Below are 15,920 nucleotides of genomic sequence, written 5' to 3' on the forward strand. Positions count from 1 at the left end.
CGGCCGTCACCCGCCCACCACCGGTGACGGTGTCCGGGCCAGGGCCTAGGGTGCCGTGCATGAGCGATCAGGCGGTGCTGCACGTGAAGGGGCGGGTGCTCGTCGGCCCGGACGACGACTCGGTCCGCGACGAACTGTGGGTGGTCGGCGGCCGGATCTCCTACGAGCGCCCGGCCGGCGCCCGGGACGTACGGACCGTCGAGGGCTGGGCGCTGCCCGGCCTGGTCGACGCGCACTGCCACGTCGGGCTCGACGCGCACGGCCCGGTCCCCGACGACGTCTCCGAGAAGCAGGCGCTGACCGACCGGGAGGCGGGCACGCTGCTGATCCGCGACGCGGGCTCGCCCTCCGACACCCGTTGGATCGACGACCGCGAGGATCTGCCGAAGATCATCCGGGCGGGCCGGCACATCGCCCGCACCCGCCGCTACATCCGCAACTACGCCCACGAGATCGAGCCCGCCGACCTCGTCGCCTACGTCGCCCGCGAGGCCCGGCGCGGCGACGGCTGGGTCAAGCTGGTCGGCGACTGGATCGACCGCGACCTGGGCGACCTGTCCGCCTGCTGGCCGCGCGAGGCGGCCGAGGCGGCCATCGCCGAGGCGCACCGCCTGGGCGCGCGGGTGACCGCGCACTGCTTCGCGGAGGACTCCCTGCGCGATCTGGTCGAGGCGGGCATCGACTGCATCGAGCACGCCACAGGCCTCACCGAGGACCTGATCCCGCTGTTCGCGGAGCGCGGCGTCGCCATCGTCCCCACCCTCGTCAACATCGCCACCTTCCCCACGCTCGCGGCCGGCGGCGAGGCCCGGTTCCCGCGCTGGTCGGCCCATATGCGCCGGCTCCACGAGCGCCGCTACGACACCGTCCGCGCCGCCCACGACGCGGGCATCCCGGTGTACGTCGGCACGGACGCGGGCGGCTCCCTGCCGCATGGCCTGGTGGCCGGCGAGGTCGCCGAACTCGTCAAGGCGGGCATCCCGCCGCTGCGGGCCCTGTCGGCGACCGCCTGGGGCGCACGCTCCTGGCTCGGCCGCCCCGGCCTGGACGAGGGCGCCCCGGCCGACCTCGTCGTCTACGAGGAGGACCCGCGAGCGGACGTACGGGTGCTGGCGGGCCCGCGCCGGGTGGTCCTGAACGGGCGGATCGTCGGTTAGCTCGACCGGCCGGTGCGACGTGAGCGCGCCCGGCGCGCTCGCACGAAAGGGTGGGACCGGGCGGCCCGGTGGCGAACATCCGTCCCGGGCCGCCTGAAGTAATCGAAAACAAACACGGAAACCCCTCGATGGAGTGAAGTCACCCAGGATCGCCGCCCGTTCACTCTCAGTGCGTAATCCTTTCGGGGTCCCGAGCCATCACCCCTGGGGGTCCCACACCGTGAACCGCCACACCTTCCGCCTGCCCGCCCGCCGCTGCGCCACCGCGGCCGCGGCCACCGTCCTCGCCGTCGCCCCGGTGGCGCTGGCCGGCGCGGGCCCCGCCCACGCGAGCGCCGGCCAGGGCCGTGCGAGCGCGTCCGTCCTGCACGCCGGCCTCGACGTGTCCCTGCTCAACAAGACGGTGGACGTCCCGCTCACCCTCTCCCTCAACGAGGTCCAGGCGCCCGGAAGCGCCCAGCAGGCCGCCCTGACCGCCCGCCTCGACGGCGTCGACGGCGGCAAGCCGTTCAGCGTGCTGCGCGCGGACGTGGCGAAGACGCGGGCGACGGTCTCGCCGGACAAGGCCGAGGGCGGCGTCGAGCTGGCCCACGCCCGCGTCCACGTCCCCGGCCTGCCCCTGCTCTCCGTCATCGAGGTCGGCCAGGTCAGCTCCCGGGCGACCTGCGAGGCCGGCAAGCCCCCGGTGGCGACGAGCGACCTCCTGGGCGCCGTCACGGTGCTCGGCCAGAAGGTAACGCTCACCGCCGGCGGCACGACCAGCGTCCGGGTCCCGGCGGTCGGTGAGGTCCGCCTGGACCTCACCCGGCGCGAGACGACCTCCCGCACCGCCGCGGCCACCGCCCTCCGGCTCAAGATCTCCGTCAACCCGCTCGAACTGAACGTCGCGGACGTGGAAGGCACCCTCACCCTCGCCGCCGCCACCTGCGAGACCCCGGCCGCCCCGCACCAGCCGAAGCCCTCGGCGACCCCCGCCGCGGACGTCGAACCCCAGGGCGCCCCCGCCAAGGCCGACCTCGCGGAAACCGGCGGCAGCTCCCTGACGCCGTACCTGGCGGGCGGCTCGGCGGTACTGCTGGCCGCGGGCGGGGGAGCGGTGGCGGTGGCACGACGGAGGAGGAAGGGGTGAGGACTCGGGGGGCGAAGGCGGGTGACCGGTAGCCGGTAGGGGGGTGCAGGGGATGAGGGCGCTTCCTGGCCACTTCCTGGGGGGGCGGGTGAGGAGGCGGAGCCCCCCCAGGGCGGAACCCTTTCTCCTCAGCGGGCGGGCGGCGCTCCGCCCCGGGGCCCGGCCGGGGGCGGAGCCTCGGAGACCGGACCTCTCTCCCTACCGAATCGGGCGGGCGTGCGTGCGAACTCCCCGGGGCCGGGGGCGGAGCCCCGAGGACGGAAGCCTTCTCCTCACCGCGTCGGGCGGGCGGGTGGGCAACGCTCGCCGAGAGCGACCCGCACCGCCTCCAGGAACCCGTCCACCACCCCCCGCCCCCGCACAGCGACCCGCACCCACTCCTCCCCGAGGCCGGGAAACGTGTCCCCGCGCCGCACCGCGAACCCGAGTTCACGCAGCCGCCCCCGTACCTTCGCCGCCCCCTCCATCCGTACCAGCACGAAGGGCCCCTCGGCCGGCCCGGCCACCCGCACCCCGTGCCCGTGCCCGGCGAGGGCGGCCAGCCCCGCGACCAGATGCTCCCGGTCCGCCGCGATCCGCCGCGCCGCCTGCGCCGCCTCCGCCAGCGCCGCCGGCGCCACGCACGCCTCGGCCGCCGCCAGCGCCGGTGTGGACACCGGCCACAGCGGCTGGGCCCGTTCCAGGTCGGCGATGGTCTCCGGCGCGGCCAGGACGTACCCGATCCGCAGCCCGGCCAGCCCCCAGGTCTTGGTCAGGCTGCGCAGGACCACCAGGCCGGGTACGTCCGTCCGCCCGGCGAGCGCCTCCCGCTCGCCGGGCACCGCGTCCATGAACGCCTCGTCGACGACCAGCGTCCGCCCGGGCCGGGCCAGCCCGGCGAGCACGGCGGCCGGGTGCAGCACGGACGTCGGGTTGGTCGGGTTGCCGACCACCACCAGATCCGCGTCCTCGGGCACGGCCGCCGGGTCGAGGCGGAAACCGTCCGCCGCCCGCAGCAGCACCCGGTCGACGGTGTGTCCCGCGTCCCGCAGCGCCGCCTCCGGCTCGGTGAACTGCGGGTGCACCACCACCGGCCGGCGCACCTTCAGCGCCCGCGCCAGCAGCACGAACGCCTCCGCCGCCCCGGCCGTCAGCAGCACCCGCTCCACCGGCAGCCCGTGCCGCGCCGCCACCGCCGCCCTCGCGGCCCGCCCGTCCGGATAGGCCGCGAGCGAGGCGAGGGATCCGGCGATCCGCTCCCGCAGCCAGGCCGGCGGGGTGTCGGCCCGTACGTTCACGGCGAGATCGACCAGCGCGGAACCCCCGTCCCGTACCTCCGCGTCCCCGTGGTGGCGCAGATCGTGCCCGCCGTCCGGCCGGCCTGTCCCGAAATCGTCAGTGCGCATGCGAGTGGGCGTGCCCTCCGTGCTGGTGGTCTTCGTCATGGTGGTCCCCGTGCTGGTGGCCTTCGGGATCGCCGTACCGGTCCTGGCGGCCCGGCCGGCCGGGCTGGGCATGCTGCCCGGCGATCAGCGCGACGGCGTGCCCGCGCCGGGCCTCGGCGACCGCCGTGCGGGCCCGTTCCTCCTCGGCGCCGGGCCCGGACGCCAGGACGCGGGTGCCGGGCGGCAGCAGGTCGCGGACCCGGCCGGCGTACCGGACGTACCGGCCGGGTCCCACGAGCACGCGGGCGCGGCGCAGTGCGGCCCGGGCCGCAGGGGTGAGCAGGCCCCGGCCGCCCGGCCCGGGGTCGAGCACCACGAGCCGCCCGGGCGCGGGACGGCGTACGACCGCGCAGGTGGCCCTCGCCGCCCGCCCGTCCGCGCCCCGCGACTTCCGCTTGGGGACGAGGAGGTCGCCCCCGCCGGCGAGGGCGGCGGCCTCCGCGACCGAGGGGGTGCCGGCGGCGGCCAGCGGCGCGCCGGACGGGTTCGGCACGGCGACCCGGGCCAGTTCGGCGGCGGAGTACGTCACCAGGGGCACGCCCAGGTGCCCGGCCGCCGCGACGACGCCGGGCTCGGCCGCCTTGGCGTCCACGGTGGCCAGCAGGGCCACACTGCGCGCCGACAGGCCCGCGTCCCGCAGCGCCGCCTCGATCAGTCCCCGCACCTCACCGGCCGGCACGCCGCGCGAGGCGCCCACCCCCACGACGAGGGACGGCGGCCGCAGGACCACCTCCCGCTCGCCGGGCGCCACGGCACGGTCCGTCACCCGGACGGCGTACGCGGCGCCGGCCTGCGGCACCGCCACGGGCAGTACGGGCAGCGCGGGCAGCGGCCACGGCACCTCGGCGTCGAAGGCGACCGGCTCCCCGTCGAGCAGCGCCCGCGCCACCCCGGCCGCGTCCCCCTCCACCGGCAGCCCGAGGACGTCCAGCCCGGCCGGGCCCGCGCCCACCGCCCCGGCGCACCGGCCGCCCTCCTCGACGTACACCACCCCCGGGCCGGCCGGCCGGAACACGACGCCGGCCTCGCACAGCGCCCGCACCACGCGGAGGACCGGCAGGTCGGCGGCACCGTACCCGCCGTCAGCAGCGCCACCAGCGTCGGTGTCGGCACCGGCGAAGGGCACCTCGCCACCGGGGACATCGGCCATGGGCTCGGGTCCTCTCGTACGGAATGTCATGGTGTGGGACGGCCGGGCGAGGGCCGGATGTGCGCGAACGGTCCCTGATCGGATAGCAAGGGCACATGGCGGTCTTCGTCGCGCTCGGCGCGTTCCTGATGACGCTGGCCGGCGGCTGGACGGCACAGCGGGTCACCGACCGCCGCCATCTGGTCCTCGGACTGGCCGGCGGCCTGATGCTCGGCGTGGTCGGACTCGACCTGCTGCCCGAGGCACTGCACGCGGTGGGCCGGGAGGTGTTCGGCGTACCGGCGGCGCTGCTGCTGTTCGTGACCGGCTTCCTGCTGGCCCACCTGGTGGAACGCCTGCTGGCCAGCAGGCAGGCCGCGCACGGCGGCGACGAGAGTCACCAGCACCGCGCCCCCGAGGTGGGCCTGACGGCGGCGGGCGCCATGGTCGGGCACAGCGTCATGGACGGCGTGGCGATAGGCGCCGCCTTCCAGGTGGGCGGCGGCATGGGCGCCGCCGTGGCGCTCGCGGTCATCGCCCACGACTTCGCGGACGGCTTCAACACCTTCACCCTCACCAGCCTCTACGGCAACGCCCGCCGCAAGGCCGTCGCGATGCTCGTCGCGGACGCGCTGGCCCCGGTGGTGGGCGCCGCCTCGACCTCGTTCGTCAGCATCCCGGAATGGTTCCTCGGCGGCTATCTCGGCCTCTTCGGCGGCGTACTCCTCTACCTCGCCGCGGCCGAGATCCTGCCCGAGGCCCATCACGAGCACCCGGCCCGCTCGACCCTGCTGTGCACGGTCGCGGGCGTGCTGTTCATCTGGCTGGTGGTCGGCCTGGCGGCCTGACCGCACCCACGGCGCGGGAGCCGGGACACGGGGCCGCGAAGCCGGTCCGCCCGGACGCACAGCTGATCCGTCCGTCCGTGCAGCTGATCCGTCCGTCCGCGGAGCCGATCCGTCCGGCCGTGCAGCTGATCCGCCCGGACGCGGAGCCGGTCCGCCCCGACGCACAGCTGATCCGGCCGTCCGTGCAGCTGATCCGTCCGTCCGTGCAGCCGGCTCGCCCGGACGCCGAGCCGGTCCGCCCGGACGCCGAGTCGGTCCGGCTGGACGCGGAGCCGATCCGTCCGGCCGTGCAGCCGATCCGTCCGTCCGTGCAGCCGGTCCGCCCGGACGCCGAGCCGGTCCGCCCGGGCGTGAAGACGGTTCGCCCGGCCGTGCAGCCGGCGCACGGCTCACAGCCTGCCGTCCACTCCGGCCGGCGGTCCGCCGCTCATGACGTACGGCACCTCTCCACGAACCGGCGGGCCACACCCGGCGCGCCCGCCCAGTGCGTGTGCAGGTAGCTCGCGTGCACGTTCTGCCGGACGAACCCCTCCACCCGCCGCTCGGGCGTCCGCAGCCCCCAGGCGGGGGTGTCTCCGGCGCCCGGCTCGACGGCCGTGCGGTGGAACTCGTGCCCGCGCATCCGCTGCCCGGCGCCCGCGAGCACACTGTCGCTCACGGCCACCGCGTCCCGGTAGCCCAGCGTGAGCCGCCCGGTCATCCGCGCGGTGGCCTCCAGCACCCCGCACATCGGCTTCCCGTCCAGCTCCCGGCACAGGTACAGCAGCCCGGCGCACTCGGCCGCGACCGGCGCCCCGGCGCGCACGAGGGCGCCGACCGCCGCGCGCAGCGGCTCGTTGGCGGACAGCTCGGCGGCGTACACCTCGGGGAAGCCGCCGCCGATCACCAGCCCGCGCGTGCCCTCGGGCAGCGCCTCGTCGCGCAGCGGATCGAACGGGACGACCTCCGCCCCGGCGGCGGACAGCAGCTCGGTGTGCTCGGCGTAGGAGAAGGTGAACGCGGACCCGCCGGCCACGGCGACCCGCACGCGTGCGCCCGGCCCCCGATCCTGGCCCTGACTCCCGCCCGGGGCCTGACTCCCGCCCGGGGCCTGGCTCTCGCGCTGCCCCTGACTCCCGCCGTGCCCTTGGTTCCCGCCCTGTCCCTGACTCCCGCCGTGCCCTTGGTTCCCGCCCTGTCCCTGGCTCCCGCCGTGCTCCTGGCTCCCGCCGTGCCCCTGCCCCTCGTCCTGCCCCCGGCCGGAAGCCCCCGGACCCGCCGCCTCACCCGCGTCCCAAGCCGCACCGCCCAGCGCCCCCGCGCTCCGTGCCAGCGCCACCAGCGCGGCGACATCGCACCCGGCCGCCACCTGCGCGGCCATCGCCGCGACCGCCTCCGTCGCGGCCCCCTGCCGCTCGGCGACCGGCACCAGGCCCAGGTGCCGCGACGGAGTGTCGACCTGCGGCGCCCGCCGCAGCACCCCCAGCACCGGGACCCCCACCGAGTCCATCGCCTCCCGCAGCAGCGCCTCGTGCCGGTCGGAGGCGACCTTGTTGAGGATCACGCCGCCGATCCGCACCTCGGGGTCCCAGGTCACGAACCCGTGCACCAGCGCGGCCACCGACCGCGACTGCGACGAGGCGTCCACGACCAGCACCACCGGCGCCCGCAGCAGCTTCGCCACGTGCGCGGTGGACGCCAGCTCGCCCTCGCCCGCGGCGCCGTCGTACAGGCCCATCACGCCCTCGACGACGGCGATGTCACACCCGCGCGACCCGTGCAGGAACAACGGCCCCACCAGCTCGGGCCCGCACAGGTAGGCGTCCAGGTTGCGGCCCGCGCGGCCGGTGGCGAGCGCGTGGTACCCGGGGTCGATGTAGTCCGGTCCGACCTTGTGCGGGGACACCGTGTGCCCCCGCGCGGCCAGCGCGGCCATCAACCCCGTGGCGACGGTGGTCTTGCCGCTGCGCGAGGCGGGCGCGGCGACGACCAGCCGAGGCACGGAACTCACCACTCGATGCCCTTCTGGCCCTTCTGGCCGTCGTCCATGGGGTGCTTGACCTTGGACATGTCGGTGACGAGATCGGCGAAGTCCACCAGCTGCTGCGGCGCGTTCCGGCCGGTGATCACGACATGCTGGGTCCCGGGCCGGTTGCGCAGCACCTCCACGACCTCGTCGGTGTCGATCCAGCCCCAGTGCAGCGGGTACGCGAACTCGTCCAGCACGTACAGCCGGTACGTCTCGGCGGCCAGGTCCCGCTTGACCTGCTCCCAGCCCTCCCGCGCCTTGGCCTCGTTGTCGGTCTGCGCGTCCCGCTGGACCCAGGACCAGCCCTCGCCCATCTTGTGCCAGGCGACGCTGCCGCCCTCGCCGGAGTCCCCGAGCACCCGCAGCGCCCGCTCCTCGCCGACCCGCCACTTCGCCGACTTGACGAACTGGAACACCCCGATCGGCCAGCCCTGGTTCCAGGCGCGCAGCGCCAGCCCGAACGCGGCGGTCGACTTGCCCTTGCCCACCCCCGTGTGCACGGCGACCAGCGCCCGGTTGCGCCGCTGGCGTGTCGTCAGCCCGTCCTGCGGTACGACACTCGGCTGTCCCTGCGGCATTACGCGGCCCTCCTCGACGTCCCCTGCACATCCCGTACCAGCCCGGCGATCGAGTCGGCCCGCAGCTCGTCCAGCGTGACGGCCGTGCCGTCCAGCTCACCCGCGAGCCGCCCGGCCAGCCCCAGCCGCACCGGCCCCGACTCGCAGTCCACGACCACACTGGCGGTCCCCGCGGCCGCCAGCAGCCGCGCGGCCCGCCCGGCCAGCGCGACCGGTTCCGGGCCGCCCGTGGCCCGCCCGTCCGTCACCACCACGACCAGCGCCCGCCGCGCGGGGTCCCGCAGCCGCTCCACCCGCAGCACCTCGTGCGCCCGCAGCAGCCCGGCGGCCAGCGGGGTGCGCCCGCCGGTGGGCAGCGACTCCAGCCGGACCGCCGCCGCGTCCACCGACGAGGTGGGCGGCAGCGCGACCTCGGCCGAGGTCCCCCGGAAGGTCACCAGCCCCACCTTGTCCCGCCGCTGGTAGGCGTCGAGGAGCAGCGAGAGCACGGCACCCTTGACCGCGCCCATCCGCTGCCGCGCCGCCATCGACCCGGAGGCGTCCACCACGAACAGCACGAGGTTGCCCTCGCGCCCCTCCCGGGTCGCCTGCCGCAGATCGTCGCGCCGCACCACCAGCCCCGGCCCTGACCGGCCCCGCGCCCGCTGGTGCGGGGCGGCGGCCTGCACGGTCGCCGCCAGGTGCAGCTTGGTCAGCGTGGAGCGCGGCCGGCGCGCGCCGGTGGTGCGTCCGTGCTCGGTGCGCGCCCGCGAGCGCCGCCCGGCGGCGCCCTCGCCGAGCCCGGGCACGCTCAGCACCTTGGTGCGGAACGGCTCGCCGGCCCGCACCGCGGACTGCTCGCCCGCGCCGGCCCGGGCGGGCTGCGGCTCGCCGTCGGCCCCGGCCGGCTGCGGCTCGGTGTCGGCCCCGGCGGGCTCCGGCTCGCCGCCTGCCTGGTCCTCCTCCGGGCGCGCGGCGCCGTCCCCGCCCTGCGGGGCGCCGTCGTCGGGGGCGGGCTGCCCGCCGCCACCGCCGGGCCCGTCCGGGCCGGGGTCCGGCTCGTCGTCGTCCTCCGGCCCGGCGAACTCCTCCAGCGTCTCGTCGAGTCTGTCCTCGTCGAGCCCCGGCGCGTCGAACGGGTTGCGCCGGCGCCGGTGCGGCAGCGCGAGCAGCGCCGCCTGCCGTACGTCCTCGGCGAGCACGTCGGTGCGGCCCGCCCACGCGGCCAGCGCGGTCGCCGTACGCGCCATCACGATGTCGGCGCGCATGCCGTCCACCTCGAAGGCCGCGCAGGTCGCCGCGATCTGCCGCAGCGGCCCGTCACCGAGCCGCACCCGCGGCAGCAGCTCCCGCGCCGCCGCGATCCGGGCCCGTACGGCGGCCTCCTCGTCGGCCCAGCGCGCGGCGAACGCGGCCGGGTCGTCGTCGTACGCCAGCCGCCTGCGCACGACCTCCACCCGCTGGTCGGGTTCGCGCGAGGCGGCCACCTCCACGGTCAGCCCGAACCGGTCCAGCAACTGCGGCCGCAGTTCGCCCTCTTCCGGGTTCATGGTGCCCACCAGCAGGAACCGCGCGGCATGCCGGACGGAGACGCCCTCGCGCTCGACGTACGAGGCGCCCATGGCGGCGGCGTCCAGCAGCAGGTCCACGAGGTGGTCGTGGAGCAGGTTGACCTCGTCGACGTAGAGGATGCCCCGGTGGGCGTCGGCGAGCAGTCCGGGCTCGAACGCCTTCACGCCCTCCGCCAGCGCCCGTTCGATGTCCAGCGCGCCCACCAGGCGGTCCTCGGAGGCGCCGACCGGCAGCTCGACCATGCGGGCCGGGCGCGACTCGAAGGCCCCCGGTTCGTGCGGGCCGTCCGGGCAGGTGGGGTCGGGGGAGTCCGGATCGCACGAGAACCGGCACCCGGCGACCACGTCCACACCGGGCAGCAGTGCCGACAGCGCCCGTACGGCGGTGGACTTCGCGGTGCCCTTCTCGCCGCGGACCAGCACGCCGCCGACCGCCGGGGAGACGGCGTTCAGCAGCAGCGCGAGCCGCAGGTCGTCCTGGCCCACGACCGCCGTGAACGGAAACGGGGTACTCACTTCTCGTCGCCCTCCAAGTCGCCTTCAAGATTCTGATACATGCTCATGCCGGCGTCCCTGGCGTCCCTGGCGTCCCTGGCGCTCCCGGCGGGACGAAGGGCAGCCCCCGCGGCGGTCCCGACTCGATGAGCCGCCACAGCGCGTCCGTGTCCGCGTGCTGTTCGATCAGGTCGCCGAGCCGGTCGAGCTGCTCCTCGCGCAGCGCGGCGAACGAGGTGCCGGGCGCCGGGACGAAACGCCGGCCGGCCGCGGCGGCCACCTCGCGCAGGAAGGCCCGCCGGAAGCCGTCCGACTCCAGCGAGCCGTGCCAGTGGGTGCCCCAGGTCTGTCCGTCCCGGCAGCCGTCCAGGAACGCCTCACCGCCGGTGACCTCGGCGATCCCGTGGTGGATCTCGTAGCCCTCGACCCGCTCGCCCAACGCCTCGCCGGCCGGCCGGGTCAGGGTCTTCTCGCGGGCGAAGCGGACCCGCACCGGCAGCAGACCCAGCCCGTCGACGTGCCCGCGGCGGCTCTCCACGTCGTCCTCGATGTGCTCCCCGAGCAGTTGGAAGCCGCCGCAGACGCCGAGGATCGGCCGGCCCTCGGCGGCCCGGCGGCGCAGCGCGCCGGCCAGGCCCCGTTCACGCAGCCAGTCCAGCGCGCGCACGGTGCCGCGGGTGCCCGGGACCACCACGAGGTCGGCGTCGGCCACCTCCTCGGGCCGGTCCACGAACCGCACCACGACGCCCGGTTCGGCGGCCAGCGCGTCCACGTCGGTGAAGTTCGACATCAGCGGGACGGCGCAGACCGCGACCCGCAGCACGTCCTCGCCCACCGGCGGGGCGACGGCCGACTCCCGTACGGCGCCGCGCAGCGACACCCGCAGCCCGTCCTCCTCGTCGATGCCGAGCCCGTGCCGGAACGGCAGCACGCCGTAGGTGCGCCGGCCGGTGAGCCCGCGCAGCATGTCGAGCCCCGGCTCCAGCAGCGAGACATCACCGCGGAACTTGTTGACGAGGAACCCGGCGACCAGTTCCTGGTCCTCGGGGGACAGCAGGGCGACGGTGCCGAAGAAGGAGGCGAAGACACCGCCGCGGTCGATGTCCCCGACGACGAGCACGGGCAGCCGCGCGCCCCGGGCGACGCCCATGTTGACGATGTCGGTGCGGCGCAGGTTGATCTCCGCCGGGCTGCCCGCCCCCTCGCAGATCACCGCGTCGTACATGCCGCGCAGCTCGGCCAGGCAGTCCAGCACGGTGCCCAGCAGCCGCTCCTGGCGCCCGGAGTGGTAGCCGCGCGCGCTCATCTCGCCCACCGGCTTGCCCAGCAGCACCACCTGGCTGCTCTGCTCGCCGCCCGGCTTGAGCAGCACCGGGTTCATCAGCGCGGTCGGCTCGATCCGGCAGGCCTGCGCCTGCATGGCCTGCGCCCGCCCGATCTCGGCGCCCTCGCGGGTGACGAAGGAGTTCAGGGACATGTTCTGCGCCTTGAACGGGGCGACCTTGACGCCCTGCCGCGCCAGCCACCGGCAGATCCCGGCGGTGACGACGCTCTTGCCGGCGTCGGAGGTGGTCCCGGCGACGAGCAGACCGCCGCTCATGAGGTACGTCCCTTCGTCAGGCGGCCGCGCACGACGCTCGCGGCGGCGCAGGTGCCGAGCGCGAGCCAGCCCACCCGCCGGGAGAGCCGCACGGCCCGGTCGATGTCGCCGGCCCGCACCGCGCGCCCCGACGCCCCGTTCAGCACCGGCCGGTGCTCCACCCGGCCCGCGTACGACAAGGTGCCCCCCAGCCGCACCCCGAGCGCCCCCGCGAAGGCGGCCTCCACCGGCCCGGCGTTGGGGCTCGGGTGGAGCCGGGCGTCGGCGCGCCAGGCCCGTGCGGCCCCGCGCGGATCGCCGCCGGCCACGGTGGCCAGCACGGCCGTCAGCCGCGCCCCCGGCCAGCCGGCCACGTCGTCCAGCCGGGCCGCGGCCCAGCCGAAGCGCCGGTGGCGGGGCGACTTGTGGCCGACCATGGCGTCCAGGGTGTTGACGGCCCGGAACCCGGCGAGCCCCGGCACCCCGGCGACCGCGCCCCAGACCAGGGCGCCCACCACGGCGTCCGAGGTGTTCTCGGCGACCGACTCGACGACCGCGCGGGCGACGCCGTCGGCGTCCAGGAACCGCGGGTCGCGCCCGCACAGATGCGGCAGCCGGGCCCGGGCGGCCTCGATGTCGCCCGCCTCCAGCGCCCGGCCGATGGTGCGGGCCTCCCGGGCCAGGGAGGTGCCGCCGACGACGGCCCAGGTGGCGGCGGAGGTCAGCGCGAGGGAGGCGGCGGGGGAGGACCGCACGGCACGCGCGGCGGCGGCGCCCAGCGCGGCGGCGCCGCCGGCGCACAGCGCGGTGTGGAGCGCGCCCCAGCCGCGGTGGTCCCGCCACAGCACGCGTTCCGCGGCGCCGGCGGCCCGTCCGAACGCGGCGACCGGGTGCCCGCGGCGCGGATCGCCGAGGAGCAGGTCACCGAGGAGGCCGGCCGCGGCGCCGTACGCGAAGACGCGATCGGCACCCATGGGGATCAGTCCCGGGTGCCGGTCGGAGGGGTGCTGAGGGACCTGGGTCGGCAGCCGCGCATGGCGATATGTCCTCACTCAGGGTTTCCGCGCCCTGGTTCGACGAGACCGGCGGCGAGAGTTCCTGGCTCCCGGGGTGTTTTCTCCCCGGTGACAGTGGCGGGACCGCGCCGGATTCGCACCGGCTTCCTCTCGTGCCGCCGTACATGGCCCCGGAAGTCCACCACGGCCCGCGAACACCCGTCAACTCGCTGTTGACCTGCGCAGGCGCACTGAGATGAGGCCCACACCACCGGCGTGTACGACCGGCGTGCGCGGCCGGAGGCCGGCATGGACGACGGGGGTCAGCCCTTGCCGACGATGAGCTGGATGCCGTACACCACCGCCGCCGCGCAGGCGGCGAAGCAGACGTAGGCGCCGGTGACCGCGAGGGTCCCGCCGCCGCTGCCCTGCGCGACGGCCCGCTCGCGGCGGGACAGCCCGGCGATGCCGAGGGTGAACAGGGCGACCAGACCCACGGTGACCGCGATGCTGACGCCGAAGACGGAGCCGAGCGCCGCCCAGTCGATCTTCATGATGATGCTTCCTTGGGGTGCCGGGAGTGCCTGGGGTGCCTGGGGTGCCGGGGTGGCGGTGCCGGGAGGGGCGGGCGCGGGCTCAGACGGTGGCGGCCGGGGGCGCCGCCGCTGCCGCGGGGGCCGGCTCGGGCGCCGTGCCGCGGACCGGACCGGTCGCCTGCACGGGGAACGTTACCGCGGGGAAGGACTCCGCCGGGAAGGACTCGGCCGCGAAGGGCTCCGCGGCGGAAGCGGGGGCGGAGGCGGGCGCCGGGGCCGCCGGGGGCGGGGCGACGGCGGCGATCGCCTGGGTCACCACACCGGCCGGCTCCTGGGCCGGGGCCACATCGGTGTGGTCGACGACCTGGCGGCGGGAGATCTTCCAGATCGTGGCGCTCGCGGCCACCAGGAACACGGCGACCAGCGCGGTGCCCCAGTCACCGAGACCGGTGACGGCCTCCGCGCCCGCGCCGACCAGGGCCGCGGCCGGCAGCGTGAGCACCCAGGCGACGGCCATCCGGCCCGCGGTGGACCAGCGGACCACCCCGCCCTTGCGGCCGAGGCCCGCGCCCATCACCGAACCGGAGACCACGTGCGTGGTGGAGAGCGAGAAACCGAGGTGGGAGGAGGCCAGGATGGCCGCGGCCGCGCTGGTCTGGGCGGCGAAGCCCTGCTGCGGCTGGAGGTCGGTCAGGCCCGAGCCCATGGTGCGGATGATGCGCCAGCCGCCGATGTAGGTGCCCAGCGCGATGGCCAGGCCCGCCGAGAGGATGACCCAGGTGGGAGGGTTGGAACCGGGGGCGAGGGCGCCGCCGGCGACCAGGGCGAGGGTGATGATGCCCATCGTCTTCTGCGCGTCGTTGGTGCCGTGCGCGAGCGAGACCAGTCCGGCGGAGGCGATCTGCCCGACGCGGTGGCCCTTCTCGGCCGCCTTGCCGTCCGCCTTCGCGCCGATGCCGTACGACAGCCGGGTCGCGACCAGCGCGGCGACGCCCGCGACGACCGGGGCGGCGACCGCCGGAATCATGATCTTGGTGACCAGGGCGTCGCCGTGCACCGCGCCGGTGCCGGCCGAGGCGACGGTGGCGCCGATCAGGCCGCCCATCAGGGCGTGCGACGAGCTGGAGGGCAGCCCGACCAGCCAGGTCAGCAGGTTCCACAGGATCGCGCCCACCAGGGCGGCGAAGATGACCTCGGGACGGATGCCGCTCTCGTCGACGAGACCCTTGGAGATCGTGTTGGCGACCTCCACGGAGAGGAAGGCGCCCACCAGGTTGAGCGCGGCGGACATGGCCACCGCGACCTTGGGCTTGAGCGCGCCGGTGGAGATGGTGGTGGCCATCGCGTTGGCGGTGTCGTGGAAACCGTTCGTGAAATCAAACGCGAGTGCGGTCACGACCACAATCGCGAGGATCAGCGAGAAGCTTTCCATTTACCCAGGCAATCGTTCGAGCGTCATTGGCTCGTCGAACGTAGGTAACCAGGGTGAACGGAAGATGAACTGGGCCGGTCGCAGTGGTGTCCGATTCTGTGGTGTGCCTCGCACTCCCACCCGCCGATCCACCCGTCGGCCCATCCGCCGATCCACCCGTCGGCCCGCCGGACGGCTCCCGGGGCGCCCGCCCGGCTGGCAGGATCGGCGCATGGCTGAACAGGAGCGGCGCGTGGGTGGACAGGAGCGGGACGCCCGGGGCGCGAGCGGTGTGCGGAAGGCGCGCGCGGAAGAGCTGAGCGCCTGGGAGGAACTGGTGGCGACGGCCCGCCGGACCGTGGCGGACGGACTCGTCGTCGGCACCTCGGGCAACGTCTCCGTCCGGGTGGGCGACACCGTGCTCGTCACCCCCTCGGGCGTGCCCTACGACCGTCTCACCCCGGACGACGTGACCGGCGTCGCCCTCGACGGCCGGCAGGTGCTCGGCACCCTGGTCCCCACCAGCGAGCTGCCCATGCACCTCGCGATCCACCGCACCACCGACGCGCGCGCCGTCGTCCACACCCACGCCGTGCACGCCACGGCCGTCTCCACCCTGGTGACCGAGCTGCCGCTGGTCCACTACATGGCCGGCGCCCTGGGCGGCCCGGTGCGTGTCGCGCCGTACGCGACCTACGGCACCGAGGAACTGGCCGGGAACATGCTGCGCGCCCTGGCCGGCCGCTCCGGCTGCCTGCTGCGCAACCACGGCACCGTCACCCACGGCGCCACCCTCGACCAGGCCTACGACCGCACCGCCCAGCTGGAGTGGATGTGCCGGCTGTGGCTGACCGCGTCCTCGGTGCCCGGCCTGACGCCGTCGCTGCTGACGGCGGAGCAACTGGCGCAGGCGCAGGAGCGGCTGCGGGGCTACGGACAGCACGGCCCGGAAGCCTGACCACGGTGCCTGCGTGGGGCCTGCCCGGGGCCCCGCGTGGAGGGCGGCCGGAGCCGCAGGGGTGAAGACGGCCGTTCCTGGAACCCGCAAGGACATGTCACCCCGACCGTTCCTCCCGCTGGC

General features: G+C 76.0%; 13 protein-coding genes, 1 pseudogene and 1 riboswitch. Of the genes and pseudogenes, 5 read left to right on the forward strand and 9 right to left on the reverse strand.

Translation table 11 applies throughout. The annotated features are described in order from the left end of the window. The first annotated feature begins 59 nt into the window (after nucleotides 1–59). A complete protein-coding gene (locus ABZ858_RS03160; protein WP_361371786.1) occupies nucleotides 60–1,157 on the forward strand; it encodes an amidohydrolase family protein in 1,098 nt (365 codons plus the stop codon). A 220-nt stretch (nucleotides 1,158–1,377) separates the two neighbouring features. Further along, complete coding sequence (locus ABZ858_RS03165) at nucleotides 1,378–2,286, forward strand: SCO1860 family LAETG-anchored protein (RefSeq protein WP_361371789.1); 909 nt, start codon at nucleotides 1,378–1,380, stop codon at nucleotides 2,284–2,286. 272 nt (nucleotides 2,287–2,558) lie between these two features. On the opposite strand, the gene cobC is transcribed toward ABZ858_RS03165, so the two are convergent. Together cobC and ABZ858_RS03175 are read right to left on the reverse strand one after the other, a co-directional pair. Further along, complete coding sequence (gene cobC / locus ABZ858_RS03170; RefSeq protein WP_361371792.1) at nucleotides 2,559–3,671, reverse strand: Rv2231c family pyridoxal phosphate-dependent protein CobC; 1,113 nt, start codon at nucleotides 3,669–3,671, stop codon at nucleotides 2,559–2,561. A 121-nt stretch (nucleotides 3,672–3,792) separates the two neighbouring features. Next, nucleotides 3,793–4,644: pseudogene (locus tag ABZ858_RS03175) on the reverse strand (cobalamin biosynthesis protein); the annotation flags it as partial. A 311-nt stretch (nucleotides 4,645–4,955) separates the two neighbouring features. Here ABZ858_RS03175 and ABZ858_RS03180 point away from each other — a divergent pair. Together ABZ858_RS03180 and ABZ858_RS03185 are read left to right on the forward strand one after the other, a co-directional pair. After that, nucleotides 4,956–5,687, forward strand: coding sequence for a ZIP family metal transporter (locus tag ABZ858_RS03180; protein WP_361371795.1), 732 nt, complete (start codon nucleotides 4,956–4,958; stop codon nucleotides 5,685–5,687). A gap of 77 nt (nucleotides 5,688–5,764) precedes the next feature. Further along, entirely contained in the window at nucleotides 5,765–6,187 is a 423-nt protein-coding gene (locus ABZ858_RS03185) for a hypothetical protein (RefSeq protein WP_361371798.1), read from the forward strand. Here ABZ858_RS03185 and ABZ858_RS03190 read toward each other — a convergent pair. The 7 genes from ABZ858_RS03190 to ABZ858_RS03220 all read right to left on the reverse strand — a co-directional run bounded on the left by ABZ858_RS03190 (nucleotide 6,115) and on the right by ABZ858_RS03220 (nucleotide 14,860). Beyond that, the gene (locus ABZ858_RS03190) at nucleotides 6,115–7,680 is read right to left on the reverse strand and encodes a cobyrinate a,c-diamide synthase (RefSeq protein ID WP_361371801.1); all 1,566 of its coding nucleotides are present in this window, start codon (nucleotides 7,678–7,680) and stop codon (nucleotides 6,115–6,117) included. The genes ABZ858_RS03185 and ABZ858_RS03190 overlap by 73 nt on opposite strands. Next, nucleotides 7,674–8,273 (reverse strand): cob(I)yrinic acid a,c-diamide adenosyltransferase, encoded by a 600-nt coding sequence (gene cobO / locus ABZ858_RS03195; RefSeq protein WP_361371804.1) that lies wholly within the window; start codon nucleotides 8,271–8,273, stop codon nucleotides 7,674–7,676. Before cobO ends, ABZ858_RS03190 begins: the two co-directional genes overlap by 7 nt. Then, a complete protein-coding gene (locus ABZ858_RS03200; RefSeq protein ID WP_361371807.1) occupies nucleotides 8,273–10,339 on the reverse strand; it encodes a putative cobaltochelatase in 2,067 nt (688 codons plus the stop codon). Before ABZ858_RS03200 ends, cobO begins: the two co-directional genes overlap by 1 nt. Before the next feature lie 43 nt (nucleotides 10,340–10,382). Further along, nucleotides 10,383–11,918 (reverse strand): cobyric acid synthase, encoded by a 1,536-nt coding sequence (locus ABZ858_RS03205; protein WP_361371810.1) that lies wholly within the window; start codon nucleotides 11,916–11,918, stop codon nucleotides 10,383–10,385. Continuing rightward, nucleotides 11,915–12,871: a cobalamin biosynthesis protein gene (locus ABZ858_RS03210; protein ID WP_361371813.1), complete on the reverse strand. Its 957-nt coding sequence runs from the start codon at nucleotides 12,869–12,871 to the stop codon at nucleotides 11,915–11,917. Before ABZ858_RS03210 ends, ABZ858_RS03205 begins: the two co-directional genes overlap by 4 nt. 118 nt (nucleotides 12,872–12,989) lie before the next feature. Next, nucleotides 12,990–13,064: riboswitch (cobalamin riboswitch) on the reverse strand. 151 nt (nucleotides 13,065–13,215) lie between these two features. Then, nucleotides 13,216–13,446, reverse strand: a complete 231-nt coding sequence (locus ABZ858_RS03215) for a hypothetical protein (protein ID WP_361371815.1) — start codon at nucleotides 13,444–13,446, stop codon at nucleotides 13,216–13,218. Between the two features lie 82 nt (nucleotides 13,447–13,528). Beyond that, nucleotides 13,529–14,860: an inorganic phosphate transporter gene (locus tag ABZ858_RS03220; RefSeq protein WP_361371818.1), complete on the reverse strand. Its 1,332-nt coding sequence runs from the start codon at nucleotides 14,858–14,860 to the stop codon at nucleotides 13,529–13,531. A gap of 211 nt (nucleotides 14,861–15,071) precedes the next feature. On the opposite strand from ABZ858_RS03220, the gene ABZ858_RS03225 reads away from it, so the two are divergent. Beyond that, entirely contained in the window at nucleotides 15,072–15,797 is a 726-nt protein-coding gene (locus ABZ858_RS03225; RefSeq protein WP_361371821.1) for a class II aldolase/adducin family protein, read from the forward strand. Nucleotides 15,798–15,920 lie beyond the last annotated feature (123 nt).

This window comes from Streptomyces sp. NPDC047017 (genome assembly GCF_040644175.1).
Lineage (GTDB): Bacteria > Actinomycetota > Actinomycetes > Streptomycetales > Streptomycetaceae > Streptomyces.

Coding starts and splice junctions, on each gene's coding strand:
- ABZ858_RS03160 (WP_361371786.1), top strand. CDS start 60: ATGAGCGATCAGGCGGTGCTGCACGTGAAGGGGCGGGTGCTCGTCGGC.
- cobC (WP_361371792.1), bottom strand. CDS start 3,671: ATGCGCACTGACGATTTCGGGACAGGCCGGCCGGACGGCGGGCACGAT.
- ABZ858_RS03180 (WP_361371795.1), top strand. CDS start 4,956: ATGGCGGTCTTCGTCGCGCTCGGCGCGTTCCTGATGACGCTGGCCGGC.
- cobO (WP_361371804.1), bottom strand. CDS start 8,273: ATGCCGCAGGGACAGCCGAGTGTCGTACCGCAGGACGGGCTGACGACA.
- ABZ858_RS03205 (WP_361371810.1), bottom strand. CDS start 11,918: ATGAGCGGCGGTCTGCTCGTCGCCGGGACCACCTCCGACGCCGGCAAG.
- ABZ858_RS03210 (WP_361371813.1), bottom strand. CDS start 12,871: ATGGGTGCCGATCGCGTCTTCGCGTACGGCGCCGCGGCCGGCCTCCTC.
- ABZ858_RS03215 (WP_361371815.1), bottom strand. CDS start 13,446: ATGAAGATCGACTGGGCGGCGCTCGGCTCCGTCTTCGGCGTCAGCATC.
- ABZ858_RS03220 (WP_361371818.1), bottom strand. CDS start 14,860: ATGGAAAGCTTCTCGCTGATCCTCGCGATTGTGGTCGTGACCGCACTC.
- ABZ858_RS03225 (WP_361371821.1), top strand. CDS start 15,072: ATGGCTGAACAGGAGCGGCGCGTGGGTGGACAGGAGCGGGACGCCCGG.